This is a genomic window from Insolitispirillum peregrinum (assembly GCF_900156605.1).
GTDB classification, from domain to species: domain Bacteria; phylum Pseudomonadota; class Alphaproteobacteria; order Rhodospirillales; family Rhodospirillaceae; genus Insolitispirillum; species Insolitispirillum peregrinum.
The window spans coordinates 718,760-732,902 of sequence record NZ_FTOA01000002.1; the positions used below are offsets into that span (position 1 = coordinate 718,760).

The window sequence follows — 14,143 nt, forward strand, 5'->3', positions numbered from 1 at the left end:
CCCGGACGGGGTCTGTGGTACACAGGCTTTGTCTTGTGACCCCCGCAGTCTGCCCCATGGCATCTGTGGGGGCATTTGTGGGGTGCGTGTGAGCCGTCCTGTCAGTGGTAAATCCGGGGGGTGGGGTAAACCCGGAGGGGGGGGACAGGGGCGGCAGTTTAACGACCATGCATAGCCATACCTGGAATGGTTTTAGCACGGCTTTCTTCAAACCAGAAGGATTCTTAGGTTTTGTTTTGATATGGCAACGAAAGCATAAACAGCCCTACTTTCCTTGACTTGGCAAGCTGGACGAAAGCTCTATCCAGCCCTCGGCACTCTGGTGTCCAAGGCCGCCGCCATCTGCGGTCAGGCAGGCCAGATAGTAGGCCTGCACCGTTCGTGCCGAGATGGTCTGCCGGTTACCCTCCAAGGCAGCAAGGAGGGTGGGTGTGAATTGGCAACGCTTTCCGGTGGCCCGGACGACAATGGTGTTGGATGTGGCAAGGTGAATCGAGATAGTGCCTCGCCCGCCCAAGGTATCAATGGCAACCAGCGCCATGTTCAGGATGATGCGGGCCACATCCGCCTGTTCCCATACATGACTATTCTTTTCCGGCCAATCAAGAGTTATGTCGGTGCCGTGGACCGCGTGCAGGTAATCTTCCAGCGTCTGGACCGGGGCCACCGTGCCGCCGTGCAGAACGCCGAGGGCGGCGCGCAGGAGCCGCAGGCGGGCCACCGCGCTGTCGGCTGAATGAGAGAGCAGGGCGGCCGTTTCCTGAACGAAATCGTCATCGCCGTCGCTCAACAGCTCGGTTCCGGCGGCGATGGCCCCGATCGGGCCGGACAGATCATGGCACAGGCGTGTGCACAGCAGGGCCATGACCTCGATATCAACAGCCGGAACCAGAGTCAGCAGGGGGGCTGAAAGGGTGGCATCGGGTACTGGGTCAGTCATTGCCGGTCTTTCTTGTTCCAACTGTGCACGAGGCAGGGTAAAAGCCGCTCCCTCTTTAGGCAAGCTGCCTGAGACACCATATGCTTTTTGATCAGGCGTCTTACGCTAAAGGCGCTGAGCAGGATCGGAGGAACCATGTCGTTTTTTTTGCTGCCGGGCGCCTGGGTGCTGCATCCCCAGCAGCCTGATTGGGGGCTGGGGCAGATTCAGTCTGCCGTCGGTCACCGGGTGACGGTGAACTTTGCCCATGCCGGGAAAGTGCTGGTCAATACGGCGGTGGTATCGTTGCAGGTTCTGGAAGACCACGAACTGGATGCCTACCTTGACGCCGAAGCCAAAGCCGAGAAGGCAACACGCGGCGCAGCGTGACGGGTGACGGGTGACGGGAAGGGGTGCAAAATCCTTGCATCAGGTATGGAAATGATGTCCCCTCGGTGTTTATGAAAACATCATCGTCTGCCGCGTCTTCCCTGTCGCCCTTTGCCGTCCCTGTGGTTCGTCCGCCTGCGGCGATCCTGGGCGGAGAGGCTGCGCGCCGCCTGATGGCCGATTTTGCCCGTACCTTGCACCAGCGAGGCTTCTCGGTGGTCGGTGTGGTCCAGCAGACCCTGCGGGGCGAGGACGGGCGGAAGAGCGATATGGTGCTGGTCGATGTGATCAGCGGCGATCGCCTGTCCGTTTCGCAAAGGCTGGGCAGTGGCTCGCAGTCCTGTACGCTGGACGAACAGGCGGTGTGTTCGGTGTCCGGGCGGTTGCTGTCGGCCCTTGAGCAGCAGCCTGACCTGCTGGTGTTGAGCAAATTCGCCCATCTGGAGGCCGAAGGGCGCGGTTTCCGCGCCGAGTTTGCCACTGCCGCCAGTGGGCGGATTCCGGTACTGACCACCGTGCCGTCGGATTCGGTCGAGGCGTGGATGGATTTCACCGGCGGGCGCGGCGTTTTGTTGCCGCCCGATCTTGATGCCCTGTGGCAATGGTGGGGGGCGGCGCACCTGCTGGCCGATCTGGCCGGGTCCCTGTCAGGGGAGGCCGGAACCGTGCGTCAGGCCGTGCTGGGGCGCCACTGGGTGATGCTGGAAGGCGCCTGCGGCTGGGGGCTGGCTCCGGTGCCTGCATATGCGGCGATGACCACCGATGCGCCGCCGCCCCCTGCCGTCGGCATGGCGATGCAGGATGTGGCCGCTGGTCTGATGTGTGGTTCGCCATGGGGGGCCGCGTGGGCGCTGGCAGCTTTGGTGGCCGGGCACGGCAAGGGGGGGATGCCGCTGGACGAGCCGTATGGGGGCGTTGCCGATGCACATGACCCCGCACGGTCATCGGCAACGGTCAATATCTTGTCCGCCACGGTTCAGAACAGTCTGGTGACCGTCCCCGTCGGGGCCTTGGCGATGTCTTTGCCACAGGCACTGGTGTCTTCGCCCTGGTGGTTGCCTGCCGCTGCTGCAGTTGCCTTGCCAGCTGCCGCGCTGGCTGAACGCAGCCTGCCAGCCTTGCTGGGGCAGGTGTCGCCGGAAAGCTGCGTCGTGCTGGCCGGGCTGGCCGTGCCGTTGACGCCGCGCCTGCTGTCCTATGGCCTGTCGGCCCTGATTGGTGCCGAAATTCACGATCCCGGCGGGTGTGCGCAGGCAATCCGCGCCGGGGCCAGTGATGAGCGGGATTTACTGCCGTTTGTCCGCTTGCGTGTGCTGGCCCGTTAGGGCTGTGAGCCATAAATGTGAATCTACAGTACACGACAGTTGGTGGGATCAGTGTGGGCTACCGCCCAAACCCGTTTGGTGGCGATGCCCCCAAGCCCCCATTTTTCTTTTATGATCAAAGGAGTGGGGTCTGGGGCCTTAGAGCGTTTTCACACCGAGCGAAAACGCTCTTCCCTTTTAGGGCCGCATTTTCCGAGCCGTTGACCGGAGACGGTCAACTTGAAAATGCTCTAAGGCCCCAGCGAGGTGTGGAGCACCAGCCGTTTTGCTAGCCATATCGCTAGCCACGGCCCCTTTTTGCCGGATCGGGCAAAAATAAACCCACTGGAAACGCAGTGTTTCCAGTGGGTTGAACTGGTGCCCCCAGCAGGATTCGAACCCGCGACCCCCTGATTACAAATCAGGTGCTCTACCAGCTGAGCTATAGGGGCGTGCCCCCTTGATAGCCTACCAAGGGGGGCTTCGCCAAGTCCCAAATTCAACGGTTTATGGCGGATGGTTCCTTATTGTGTCTGTTCCAGCACCTGCTCGCGCAGGGCGTAAAGGGCGACGGCGGCGGCGTTGGAGACGTTCAGGCTTTCGACTGCGCCGGGCATCATCGGCAGGCGGACCAGATGGTCGCAATGGTCGCGGGTGAGGCGGCGGAGTCCTTCGCCTTCCGAGCCGAGGCAGAGGGCGATTTTTCCGCTCAGGTTGGCACCCCGGATGGTCTGGCGGCCATCGGCGGCGAGGCCAGCCACCCAGAAGCCACCGTCTTTCAGGATGTCGAGAGCGCGGGCGAGGTTGGCGACGCGCACCAGCGGCATTTTTTCCAGCGCGCCCGATGCCGATTTGGCCAGCACGCCGGTTTCATCGGGCGAGTGGCGATCCTGCACCACCACTGCCAACGCGCCAAAGGCGGTGGCCGAGCGCAGGACGGCGCCGACGTTGTGCGGGTCGGTGACCTGATCGAGCACCATCACCACCACATTGTCCTGATCGCGGGCCATTTCAACCAGATCTTCCGGGGTGAGGGCAGGCAGGGGGCCGGTTTTCAGCGCCAGCCCCTGATGCACCGCCTGCGGGCCGAGCAGATCGTCGATGTCCTGCCGTGGCACGACCTCGACCGGGATCGGGCGACGCAGACCGCGCAGCAGCGAGTCCAGACTGGCGAGGGCGTCCTTGGTGGCCATCAGGCGATGGCATTGCCGCTGGGGATTGAGCAGGGCGGCTTCGACCGGATGGCGGCCATACAGCCAGCCTTCGGCGCTTTTGCTTGCCGGGCGGGCGGCGGGCTTGCGGGAGGGGCCGTCGCCTCGGGCCGGATCTCCCTTGGTCTGTGCCGGTCCCTTGCCGCGCTGGGGGGCGCGGGTGGGGGCAGGGGATGAACCGGCAGACGAACGGGACGGGGTGCGGGCCATGGGCAGGCTCCTGTAGCGGGTGAGAAAGTTTTTTCAGGCTATTTGATTTTTTCTCGTTGACAAGGGGGAGGTGTGCGGGTATCTACTGGCCTCCCGCCGATGAGGCAGGAAAGCAGCGGTCCCCAACGGAGGGGTGGCCGAGCGGTCAAAGGCAACAGACTGTAAATCTGTCGACGTACGTCTACGTTGGTTCGAATCCAACCCCCTCCACCACCGCCTGCTGATAGCGAAGCGTGTTCTTTCAAAAAGTTAGAATAGGCTGACCTGTTCCAAATCACGGCGATGCAAAGCAGTGTATCTGTCCGTTTCGCAAATGCGATACGAGACAAATGCGCTGTTTTTTTGCAGCGCGGGTGTAGCTCAATGGTAGAGCTCCAGCCTTCCAAGCTGGCTACGTGGGTTCGATTCCCATCACCCGCTCCAATCTTTCTTCTCGAGCGCCGCAAGGCGCTTGTTCTTTATGGGCTGCTGTTTACTTTGCGAAGTACGCGGCGATCCCCCTTAACTGATCCACCAGACAGACGACGGGTTCGACGATGGCTAAGGAAAAATTTGCGCGTACCAAGCCGCATTGCAACGTTGGCACCATTGGCCACGTTGACCATGGCAAGACTACGCTGACTGCTGCGATCACCAAGATCCTCGCCGAAACCGGCGGCGCGACGTTTGCGGCCTATGACCAGATTGACAAGGCCCCGGAAGAAAAGGCGCGTGGTATCACCATTTCGACCGCTCACGTCGAATATGAAACCGCGAACCGTCACTATGCTCACGTTGACTGCCCGGGTCACGCTGACTATGTGAAGAACATGATCACCGGCGCTGCGCAGATGGACGGCGCGATTCTGGTGGTGTCGGCCGCTGACGGCCCGATGCCGCAGACCCGCGAGCACATCCTGCTGGCCCGTCAGGTCGGCGTGCCGGCCCTGGTGGTGTTCATGAACAAGGTTGACCAGGTCGACGATCCGGAACTGCTGGAACTGGTCGAGCTGGAAATCCGCGAGCTGCTGTCGTCCTATGAATTCCCGGGCGATGACATTCCGATCGTGAAGGGCTCGGCTCTGGCCGCTCTGAACGACGACAACGCCACCATCGGTCGCGAAGCGATTCTCGAGCTGATGAAGGCCGTTGACGACTACATCCCGCAGCCGGCCCGTCCGAAGGATCAGGCTTTCCTGATGCCGATCGAAGACGTGTTCTCGATCTCTGGCCGTGGCACCGTGGTGACCGGTCGCGTCGAGCGTGGCGTGGTGAAGGTCGGTGAAGAAGTCGAAATCATTGGCCTGAAGGCCACTGTGAAGAGCACCTGCACCGGCGTTGAAATGTTCCGCAAGCTGCTCGATCAGGGCGAAGCCGGCGACAACATCGGCGCCCTGCTGCGCGGCGTGAAGCGTGAAGACGTGGAGCGTGGCCAGGTTCTGGCGAAGCCGGGTTCGATCACCCCGCACACCGATTTCACCGGTGAGTGCTACATCCTGAACAAGGATGAAGGTGGCCGTCACACCCCGTTCTTCTCGAACTACCGTCCGCAGTTCTACTTCCGCACCACCGACGTCACCGGCACCATCGAGCTGCCGGAAGGCACCGAAATGGTGATGCCGGGCGACAACATCTCCATGACCGTGAAGCTGATTGCGCCGATCGCCATGGATGAAGGTCTGCGTTTCGCCATCCGTGAAGGCGGTCGTACCGTCGGCGCCGGCGTCGTTGCCAAGATCATCGCCTGATGTTGCTGATGTCCCGGCGGCTCGATAAAAAGAGTCGCCGGGGTGTCAAAAAGGTCTTGATCTCTTCCGGGTTGGCGGGTATATAACCGTCCTCTCGAGCCGATCAACGGATCGGCAACAGGTCGAAAGTTCTTGCTAAGTCTCAAGAAAATCGACTTCAGTCCTGATGGCTGGGACTCCTTATAGGGGTGTAGCTCAACTGGTAGAGCACCGGTCTCCAAAACCGGGGGTTGCGGGTTCGATCCCTGCCGCCCCTGCCATCAGCCAGAATATCCCCTTTGTCTCAAAGGTGGTTTGTGGGGCGTCGGGAGGCCTTCCTGAAAAGGAACGGACTCGCAGGCGCCCTCTCTGCTTAGAGTCCCCGGTTTTCCGGGGTTGGCCCCAACAGGGATAGTGAGCGATAATGGCGAAAACCACTCCGGCGCTTTTCGTTCGTCAGGTCCGCCAAGAGGTGGCGAAGATTGCCTGGCCGACGCGTAAGGAAGCGACGATCTCGACCTTGATGGTCTTTGTGATGGTTGTCGTTGCCTCGCTGTTCTTTCTGGTCGTCGATCAGTTGATGGCTTGGGGCGTCAAGCTGATTTTCGGGTTGGGAGGGTAATCAACCATGGCGACCGCCCGTTGGTACGTTCTGCACGTCTATTCCGGCTTTGAAAGCAAAGTCGCCCAGTCGATCCGCGAGCAGGCGGTTCAGAAGGGCATGGAAGAGCTGTTCGAGGAAGTTCTGGTCCCCACGGAAGAAGTGGTGGAGATGCGCCGCGGGGCGAAAGTATCCGCCGAGCGCAAGTTCTTCCCCGGTTATGTGCTGCTGAAGATGGTGCTGACCGACGAGAGCTGGCATCTGGTTCAGAATACCCCGAAAGTAACTGGTTTCCTGGGTGGCCGTGGCCGCCCCAGCCCGATCACCGAAGCCGAAGCCGAGCGGATCATCCGTCAGGTTCAGGACGGTGTCGATCGACCGAAGACCTCGGTATCGTTCGAAGTGGGTGAGCAGGTGCGTGTGGCTGACGGTCCGTTCGCGTCCTTCAACGGGATGGTTGAAGACGTGGATGACGAAAAGTCCCGCCTGAAAGTTTCGGTGTCCATTTTTGGACGTTCGACTCCGGTGGATCTGGAATTCTCGCAGGTCGAGAAGCTGTAAGATCCCGGAGGGTAAGTTCGGGGCCCCGCATGGAGTGGGGCTTCCGGGTTTCCGTGGAGGGCCTTTTGCCGGGCCGTACCGCGGGCCTCGCCAGACAGAGGTGTAGAGATGGCAAAGAAGATTATTGGTTTCATCAAGTTGCAAGTTGCGGCCGGCAAGGCCAATCCCTCGCCGCCGATCGGTCCTGCGCTGGGTCAGCGCGGTCTGAACATCATGGGATTCTGCAAGGCTTTCAACGCCGCCACGCAGAGCCTTGAGCCGGGTATGCCGATTCCGGTCGTCATCACCGCCTACTCCGACCGTACCTTCACCTTCGTCACCAAGACCCCGCCGGTGTCGTACTTCCTGAAGAAGGCCGCTGGCCTGTCGAAGGGTTCGCAGACCCCGGGTCGCGGCGGCAACGTCGGTAAGGTGACCCTGGAGCAGATTCGCGGCATTGCCGAGCAGAAGATGAAAGATCTGAATTGCTCGGAAGTCGATTCTGCCGTGAACATGATCGTTGGTTCGGCCCGTTCCATGGGTCTCGAGGTGGTGGAGTAAGACGATGGCGAAAGTTGGAAAGCGTCTGACGGGCGCCTACGCAGACATCGATCGTAACCGCTTCTACGATCTGACCGTTGCCGTGTCCACCATCAAGGGCAAGGCCAAGGCCAAGTTCGACGAAACCGTCGAAGTGGCGATCAACCTGGGTGTCGATCCGCGTCACGCCGACCAGATGGTCCGTGGCGTGTGCGAACTGCCGCACGGCACCGGCAAGACCGTGCGCGTCGCCGTGTTCGCCAAGGCCGACAAGGCCAAGGAAGCCGAAGCCGCTGGTGCCGACATTGTTGGCGCCGAAGACCTGATGGAAAAGGTCATGGCCGGTGAAATGAACTTTGACCGCTGCATCGCGACCCCGGACATGATGGGGATCGTCGGTCGTCTGGGCAAGATCCTGGGCCCCCGCGGCCTGATGCCGAACCCGAAGCTGGGCACTGTTACCATGGACGTCGCCGGTGCGGTTACCGCTGCCAAGGCTGGTCAGGTGCAGTTCCGCGTCGAAAAGGCCGGTATCGTGCACGCTGGCGTGGGCAAGGCTTCGTTCAGCGAACAGGCTCTGATCGAAAACATCCGCAGCTTTGTGGATGCGATCCAGAAGGCCAAGCCGACCGGTGCCAAGGGCACCTACGTGCAGAAGGTTTCCCTGAGCTCCACCATGGGCCCGGGCCTGAAGGTCAACATCAGCTCGATCGCTGGCTAATCAGCCCGACTGATGAGATTTTCGGTGGCGCCAGCCATCGAGAGGGGAGGGTGGTTCGCCACCCTTTCCGGTATGGGAGTTAACCGGATATCCGCGTGACTCCTTTACCTGTCCAAGACCGCAGGGGCTGACGAGTACCCAGTCTTTCTGTTCAGTCAGAAAGCGGAATCCTCGAAAGCCTAAAGGAATTTTCCCCCTGCGTAGACGGGAGTTGCAAGTTCCGTTTTTCCGTTGTCCCGGTTCCATTTACGGATGAGACCGGCGTTACGGTCAGGAAACGGCTTGGGACTTCTGGGGCAGGTATTCCCAAGGGGTATGTTACCCCGAGGATAACGCAACCGTCCTGACGTTCGTGTCGTCAGGCGAGAGAGCGGAGACGTAGAGTGAACCGAGACCAGAAGCAGGAATTCGTTGCCGACCTGCATCAGACGCTCGGGGATGTCCAGACCGTCGTGGTCGCCCACTACAAGGGCCTGACCGTTGCCGATCTGAACACCCTGCGCGCGAAGATGGCGGAAGTCGGTGCGAGCTTCCGTGTGACCAAGAATCGGCTTACCCGTCTTGCCCTTGAAGGTACGAGCTTCGAAGGCCTCAGCGAGCTGTTCACCGGTCCGACTGGCATTGCCATTTCGTCCGACCCGGTGGCTGCCGCCAAGGCTGCCGTTGATTTCGCCAAAGGTAACGACAAGTTCGTGATCCTCGGCGGTGCGATGAACGAGACTGTTCTTGACGTCAATGGCGTCAAGTCCCTCGCGTCGATGCCGTCCCTGGACGAGCTGCGTGCCCAGCTGGTTGGCCTCATCTCGACCCCGGCGACCCGTATCGCCGGCGTCCTGCAGGCTCCGGGTGGTCAGGTGGCGCGCGTGCTGTCTGCCTATGCCTCCAAGAGCGAAGAAGCTGCGTAAGCCAAGCCTATCGCTTTTTCCTGTCAAAGACTGGCCGCCCGCGACTGTGTTCGGGGTGGTTGAACAACGGAGTTACATTTAAATGGCCGATCTCGCTAAGCTGGTTGACGACCTGTCCGCCCTGACCGTTATGGAAGCTGCCGAGCTGTCCAAGCTGCTGGAAGAAAAGTGGGGCGTGTCCGCCGCTGCTCCGGTTGCCGTGGCTGCTGCTGCTCCGGGCGCTGCCGCTCCGGCTGCCGAAGAAAAGACCGAATTCGACGTCGTCCTGGTTGACGCCGGCGACAAGAAGATCAACGTGATCAAGGAAGTCCGCGCCATCACCGGCCTGGGTCTGAAGGAAGCCAAGGACCTGGTCGAAGGCGCTCCGAAGACCGTGAAGGAAGCCGCGTCGAAGGACGAAGCTGCCGAACTGAAGAAGAAGCTGGAAGAAGCCGGCGCCAAGGTCGAACTGAAGTAATTCAGTTTCCTTGCCTTCTTGCTGACGGGTCGGGAGCCTTCATGGCTTCCGACCTATCAGTGCTTGAATGATACGAATCGGGCTTGATTTTTGAGTGGAAATGACGTCTTATGGCGCCCCGTTCGAGGGAGCAATGAGGCGGCGTTTTGCTGTCTGTTGCCCGAATCGAGCACTTGCCCGGTAAACCGGGAGAGGGGGCGACGTTCCCAGGGCTTTGTGCAGAGCCTTGCGAAGGTCGAACCGGACGCCGCATTGAAGAGCAGATGCGGGCAGTGGGGTCGATCGCTCATACATCGGCGGGATTGGTGCGTGCTCTGGCGCTCCCTGCCAACGCCCGGGCCTTCGAGTGCCTTGTCCGCCAGACGAGGGATTCGGGGGCTTTGAGGTTTTGAGCCATCAGACGCAAGTCAAGACATATAGGAGCGGCAATGCCTAAGTCCTTTACGGGTCGGAAGCGCGTGCGGAAAAATTTTGGTCGCATTCCGACGGTTGCCCCCATGCCCAACCTGATCGAGGTGCAAAAGGCATCCTACGACCAGTTCCTGCAAACGGGCATTCCGTTGAGCAAGCGCACCAACAGCGGCTTGCAGGAAGTTTTCAAATCCGTTTTTCCGATCAAGGACTTCGCCGGAAAGGGTGAGCTGGAGTTCGTCTCCTACGACCTCGAAGAGCCGAAGTATGACGTCGAAGAATGCCAGCAGCGCGGCATCACCTTTGCGGCTCCGCTGAAGGTGACCCTGCGCCTGGTGGTGTGGGACGTGGACGAAGACACCGGCGCGCGCTCGGTCCGTGACATCAAGGAACAAGATGTCTACATGGGCGACATGCCGCTGATGACCAAGCACGGTACCTTTATCATCAATGGTACCGAACGCGTGATCGTTTCGCAGATGCACCGCTCGCCGGGCGTGTTCTTTGACCACGACAAGGGCAAGACCCATTCGTCGGGCAAGTACCTGTTCGCTGCGCGCGTGATTCCGTACCGCGGGTCGTGGCTGGACTTCGAGTTCGACGCCAAGGACCAGGTCTATGTGCGTATCGACCGCCGCCGCAAGCTGCCGGTGACCACCCTGCTGTACGCGCTCGACTCGGCGGAAGCCGAAGCCCTGCGCGCAACGCGGGCGGCACAGCGCAAGGCGGTGGACCCGAGCGAACTGACCGGGATGACCGGCGAGAACATCCTGAACTACTTCTACAGCCAGATTGTCTATTCCTATGACAGCAAGGGCTGGAAGACCCAGTTTGCTCCGGAACGTCTGAAGGGCGTCAAGCTGGCCTATGATCTGGTCGACGCCGCAACCGGCGAAGTGAAGGTCGAAGCCGGTGGCAAGGTGTCGCCGCGTCTGGGTCGCAAGCTGGTCGAAGAAGGCCTGACCGAAATGCGCGTGCAGGTCGAAGACCTGCTGGGCCGCTATGCTGCCCAGGACATCGTCAATCCGGCGAGCGGCGAGATCTATATCGAAGCAGGCGAAGAGATCACCGAAGATACTCTGGCCACGCTCGAAAAAGCCGGCATGACCGAACTGCCGACCCTGCATATCGATCACGTCAACGTTGGTGGCTATATCCGCAACACCCTGTTTGCGGACAAGAACACCTGCCGTGAAGAAGCCCTGATCGACATCTATCGCGTGATGCGTCCGGGCGAACCGCCGACCCTGGAAACCGCCGAAGCGCTGTTCCGTGGCCTGTTCTTTGACTCGGAACGCTATGACCTGTCGGCGGTCGGTCGCGTCAAGATGAACTCGCGCCTGAACATTTCGCTGAATGATGTCGGCGATGCGGTGCGTGTGCTGCGTCGTGACGATATCCTGAAGATCATCAAGATGCTGGTCGAGCTGAAGGATGGTCGCGGCGAAATCGACGACATTGACCACCTGGGCAACCGTCGTGTGCGCTCGGTCGGCGAACTGATGGAAAACCAGTATCGCGTCGGCCTGCTGCGCATGGAACGTGCCATCCGTGAACGCATGTCGTCGGTCGATATCGACACCGTCATGCCGCATGACCTGATCAACGCCAAGCCGGCGGCGGCGGCCGTTCGTGAATTCTTCGGCTCGTCGCAGCTGTCGCAGTTCATGGACCAGACCAACCCGCTGTCCGAAGTGACGCACAAGCGTCGTCTGTCGGCGCTTGGGCCAGGGGGTCTGACCCGCGAACGCGCAGGCTTTGAAGTCCGCGACGTGCATCCGACCCACTATGGCCGTATCTGCCCGATTGAAACGCCGGAAGGCCCGAACATCGGTCTGATCAACTCGCTGGCGACCTTTGCCCGCGTCAACCAGTACGGCTTCATCGAAGCGCCGTACCGCAAGGTTGTCGGCGGCTGCGTCACCAACGACGTGACCTACATGTCGGCGATGGAAGAAGGCCGTTACGCTGTCGCGCAGGCGAATGCCGAAGTCGATGGCAATGGCCGGTTCGTGGGCGATCTGATCCCCTGCCGCAAGGCCGGTGACTTTGTGATGATCACCCCGGAAGAAATCGACTATGTCGACGTCTCGCCCAAGCAGCTGGTGTCTGTTGCGGCGGCGCTGATCCCGTTCCTGGAAAACGACGACGCCAACCGCGCGTTGATGGGTTCCAACATGCAGCGTCAGGCTGTGCCGCTGATCAAGGCCGAAGCGCCGTTCGTCGGTACCGGCATGGAAGGCGTTGTGGCCCGTGACTCGGGTGCGGCGATTGCCGCCCGCCGGACCGGTGTGGTGCAGCAGGTCGATGCCACCCGTATCGTGGTGCGCGCCACCGAGGAAGTCGATGCGGCTGCTTCGGGCGTGGACATCTACCGTCTGGCCAAGTTCCAGCGCTCGAACCAGAGCACCTGCATCACCCAGCGCCCGCTGGTGAAGGTGGGCGATCTGGTGGTGAAGGGTGACATCGTTGCCGACGGCCCGTCGACCGAGCTGGGTGAACTGGCTCTGGGGCGGAACGTCCTCGTCGCCTTCATGCCGTGGAACGGCTACAACTACGAAGACTCGATCACCATTTCCGAACGCATCGTGTCCGACGACGTGTTCACCTCCATCCACCTCGAAGAGTTCGAAGTGATGGCGCGTGACACCAAGCTCGGTCAGGAAGAAATCACCCGCGACATTCCGAACGTTGGTGAAGACGCCCTGAAGAACCTCGACGAAGCGGGCGTGGTCTACATCGGCGCCGAAGTGAAGGCGGGCGACATTCTGGTCGGTAAGGTTACTCCCAAGGGCGAAAGCCCGGTGACCCCGGAAGAAAAGCTGCTGCGCGCCATTTTCGGTGAAAAGGCTTCGGACGTGCGCGATACCTCGCTGCGTCTGCCGCCGGGTGTGGCCGGGACCATCGTCGAAGTGCGGGTGTTCAACCGTCGCGGTGTGGACAAGGACGAACGTTCTTTGGCGATTGAACGCGCCGAAATCGAACGTCTGGCCAAGGACCGCGATGACGAACGCGCCATTCTGGAAGGCTCGTTCAGCCTGCGTCTGAAGGATCAGCTGCTGGGGCAGAAGGCTGTTGCCGGTCCCAAGGGCTTCCGTACCGGCGTGGTGATCGACGAGTCGGTGCTGTCCGATTACACCCCGGGCCAGTGGCGTCAGTTCGCCGTCGAAGACGACGCGGTGATGACCCACATCGAAGGCATGAAGAAGGCCTTTGAAGAGTCCATCGAACAGCTGCAGAAGCGTTTCGAAAGCAAGGTCGAAAAGCTGCAGCGTGGCGATGAACTGCCGCCGGGCGTGCTGAAGATGGTCAAGGTGTTCGTGGCGGTGAAGCGCAAGCTGCAGCCCGGGGACAAGATGGCCGGTCGTCACGGGAACAAGGGGGTTATCTCCCGCATTGTCCCGATCGAAGACATGCCGTACCTGGAAGACGGTACCCACGTCGATATCGTGCTGAACCCGTTGGGCGTGCCGTCGCGCATGAACGTCGGTCAGATTCTCGAAACCCACCTTGGCTGGGCCTGCCGTGGCCTGGGCAAGCAGGTTGGCGAGATGCTCGATGCGGTGAAGTATCAGAACAAGACTGTCGATGACCTGCGCGGCAAGCTGCAGGACGTCTATGGTGAAGAAACCTACGCCGAAGAAATCGCCGATCTCGACGACAGCGAAGTCAAGGAACTGGCGCACAACCTGCGCTCCGGTATTCCGATCGCGACGCCGGTGTTCGATGGTGCGCGGGAACGTGACATCGCCGAATACCTGTTAAAGGCTGGCCAGCACACCTCTGGTCAGGTGACCCTGCACGACGGCCGTACCGGTGAGCCGTTCGACCGTCAGGTGACGGTGGGCTACATCTATATGCTGAAGCTCCATCACCTGGTCGACGACAAGATCCACGCCCGGTCGATTGGCCCCTACTCGCTGGTTACCCAGCAGCCGCTGGGTGGTAAGGCACAGTTCGGTGGTCAGCGCTTCGGGGAAATGGAAGTGTGGGCCCTGGAGGCGTATGGCGCTGCCTATACCCTGCAGGAAATGCTCACCGTCAAGTCCGACGACGTTTCCGGCCGTACCAAGGTCTATGAAGCGATTGTTCGTGGCGATGACACCTTTGAGGCGGGCATCCCTGAGTCCTTCAACGTGTTGGTGAAGGAAATGCGGTCGCTGAGTCTGGACGTCGAACTGCTGCAAAGCGAAAGCTGAGCGGTCGACGCCCCTCGGTCCGCAAGGAC

At 60.9% G+C, this 14,143-nt stretch carries 12 protein-coding genes and 4 tRNA genes; 13 read left to right on the top strand and 3 right to left on the bottom strand.

From position 1 onward, the window contains the following. Positions 1–265: 265 nt before the first annotated feature. Positions 266–940: a histidine phosphotransferase family protein gene (locus tag BW995_RS07280; protein ID WP_076399487.1), complete on the bottom strand. Its 675-nt coding sequence runs from the start codon at positions 938–940 to the stop codon at positions 266–268. 135 nt (positions 941–1,075) lie between these two features. Between BW995_RS07280 and BW995_RS07285 the strand changes: the two genes are divergently transcribed. Continuing rightward, on the top strand, positions 1,076–1,309 hold the full coding sequence (locus BW995_RS07285) for a DUF3553 domain-containing protein (RefSeq protein WP_076399488.1): 234 nt from the start codon (positions 1,076–1,078) through the stop codon (positions 1,307–1,309). Between the two features lie 71 nt (positions 1,310–1,380). Then, positions 1,381–2,634, top strand: coding sequence for a DUF2478 domain-containing protein (locus BW995_RS07290; RefSeq protein ID WP_076399489.1), 1,254 nt, complete (start codon positions 1,381–1,383; stop codon positions 2,632–2,634). A 355-nt stretch (positions 2,635–2,989) separates the two neighbouring features. Here BW995_RS07290 and BW995_RS07295 read toward each other — a convergent pair. Together BW995_RS07295 and rlmB are read right to left on the bottom strand one after the other, a co-directional pair. Next, positions 2,990–3,065: transfer RNA gene (locus tag BW995_RS07295), tRNA-Thr, on the bottom strand. A 72-nt stretch (positions 3,066–3,137) separates the two neighbouring features. Then, positions 3,138–4,034, bottom strand: coding sequence for a 23S rRNA (guanosine(2251)-2'-O)-methyltransferase RlmB (rlmB, locus tag BW995_RS07300; RefSeq protein WP_076399490.1), 897 nt, complete (start codon positions 4,032–4,034; stop codon positions 3,138–3,140). Positions 4,035–4,161: 127 nt separating this feature from the next. Between rlmB and BW995_RS07305 the strand changes: the two genes are divergently transcribed. The 11 genes from BW995_RS07305 (at position 4,162) to rpoB (ending at position 14,114) form a co-directional block, all read left to right on the top strand. Next, a tRNA-Tyr gene (locus tag BW995_RS07305) sits at positions 4,162–4,247 on the top strand. Between the two features lie 136 nt (positions 4,248–4,383). Next, positions 4,384–4,457: transfer RNA gene (locus BW995_RS07310), tRNA-Gly, on the top strand. Between the two features lie 113 nt (positions 4,458–4,570). Beyond that, positions 4,571–5,761 carry an elongation factor Tu gene (gene tuf / locus BW995_RS07315; RefSeq protein ID WP_076399491.1) on the top strand — a complete coding sequence of 397 codons (1,191 nt, stop codon included), beginning with the start codon at positions 4,571–4,573 and terminating at the stop codon, positions 5,759–5,761. A 184-nt stretch (positions 5,762–5,945) separates the two neighbouring features. Beyond that, a tRNA-Trp gene (locus BW995_RS07320) sits at positions 5,946–6,021 on the top strand. Positions 6,022–6,164: 143 nt separating this feature from the next. Next, the gene (gene secE, locus BW995_RS07325; protein ID WP_076399492.1) at positions 6,165–6,362 is read left to right on the top strand and encodes a preprotein translocase subunit SecE; all 198 of its coding nucleotides are present in this window, start codon (positions 6,165–6,167) and stop codon (positions 6,360–6,362) included. Positions 6,363–6,368: 6 nt separating this feature from the next. Next, positions 6,369–6,902: a transcription termination/antitermination protein NusG gene (nusG, locus tag BW995_RS07330; protein ID WP_076399493.1), complete on the top strand. Its 534-nt coding sequence runs from the start codon at positions 6,369–6,371 to the stop codon at positions 6,900–6,902. A 108-nt stretch (positions 6,903–7,010) separates the two neighbouring features. Further along, positions 7,011–7,442, top strand: coding sequence for a 50S ribosomal protein L11 (rplK, locus tag BW995_RS07335; protein ID WP_076399494.1), 432 nt, complete (start codon positions 7,011–7,013; stop codon positions 7,440–7,442). A gap of 4 nt (positions 7,443–7,446) precedes the next feature. After that, positions 7,447–8,142 (top strand): 50S ribosomal protein L1, encoded by a 696-nt coding sequence (gene rplA / locus BW995_RS07340; protein WP_076399495.1) that lies wholly within the window; start codon positions 7,447–7,449, stop codon positions 8,140–8,142. Positions 8,143–8,525: 383 nt separating this feature from the next. Further along, positions 8,526–9,047, top strand: coding sequence for a 50S ribosomal protein L10 (rplJ, locus tag BW995_RS07345; RefSeq protein WP_076399496.1), 522 nt, complete (start codon positions 8,526–8,528; stop codon positions 9,045–9,047). 82 nt (positions 9,048–9,129) lie between these two features. Next, positions 9,130–9,504: a 50S ribosomal protein L7/L12 gene (rplL, locus tag BW995_RS07350; protein WP_076399497.1), complete on the top strand. Its 375-nt coding sequence runs from the start codon at positions 9,130–9,132 to the stop codon at positions 9,502–9,504. 428 nt (positions 9,505–9,932) lie between these two features. Continuing rightward, positions 9,933–14,114, top strand: coding sequence for a DNA-directed RNA polymerase subunit beta (rpoB, locus tag BW995_RS07355; protein ID WP_076399498.1), 4,182 nt, complete (start codon positions 9,933–9,935; stop codon positions 14,112–14,114). Positions 14,115–14,143 lie beyond the last annotated feature (29 nt).

Excerpts from the sequence above, each read along its gene's own strand:
- rplK (WP_076399494.1), top strand. The coding sequence starts at position 7,011 with ATGGCAAAGAAGATTATTGGTTTCATCAAGTTGCAAGTTGCGGCCGGC.
- secE (WP_076399492.1), top strand. The coding sequence starts at position 6,165 with ATGGCGAAAACCACTCCGGCGCTTTTCGTTCGTCAGGTCCGCCAAGAG.
- BW995_RS07285 (WP_076399488.1), top strand. The coding sequence starts at position 1,076 with ATGTCGTTTTTTTTGCTGCCGGGCGCCTGGGTGCTGCATCCCCAGCAG.
- nusG (WP_076399493.1), top strand. The coding sequence starts at position 6,369 with ATGGCGACCGCCCGTTGGTACGTTCTGCACGTCTATTCCGGCTTTGAA.
- rplL (WP_076399497.1), top strand. The coding sequence starts at position 9,130 with ATGGCCGATCTCGCTAAGCTGGTTGACGACCTGTCCGCCCTGACCGTT.
- BW995_RS07290 (WP_076399489.1), top strand. The coding sequence starts at position 1,381 with ATGAAAACATCATCGTCTGCCGCGTCTTCCCTGTCGCCCTTTGCCGTC.
- rlmB (WP_076399490.1), bottom strand. The coding sequence starts at position 4,034 with ATGGCCCGCACCCCGTCCCGTTCGTCTGCCGGTTCATCCCCTGCCCCC.
- rpoB (WP_076399498.1), top strand. The coding sequence starts at position 9,933 with ATGCCTAAGTCCTTTACGGGTCGGAAGCGCGTGCGGAAAAATTTTGGT.
- rplA (WP_076399495.1), top strand. The coding sequence starts at position 7,447 with ATGGCGAAAGTTGGAAAGCGTCTGACGGGCGCCTACGCAGACATCGAT.
- tuf (WP_076399491.1), top strand. The coding sequence starts at position 4,571 with ATGGCTAAGGAAAAATTTGCGCGTACCAAGCCGCATTGCAACGTTGGC.
- BW995_RS07280 (WP_076399487.1), bottom strand. The coding sequence starts at position 940 with ATGACTGACCCAGTACCCGATGCCACCCTTTCAGCCCCCCTGCTGACT.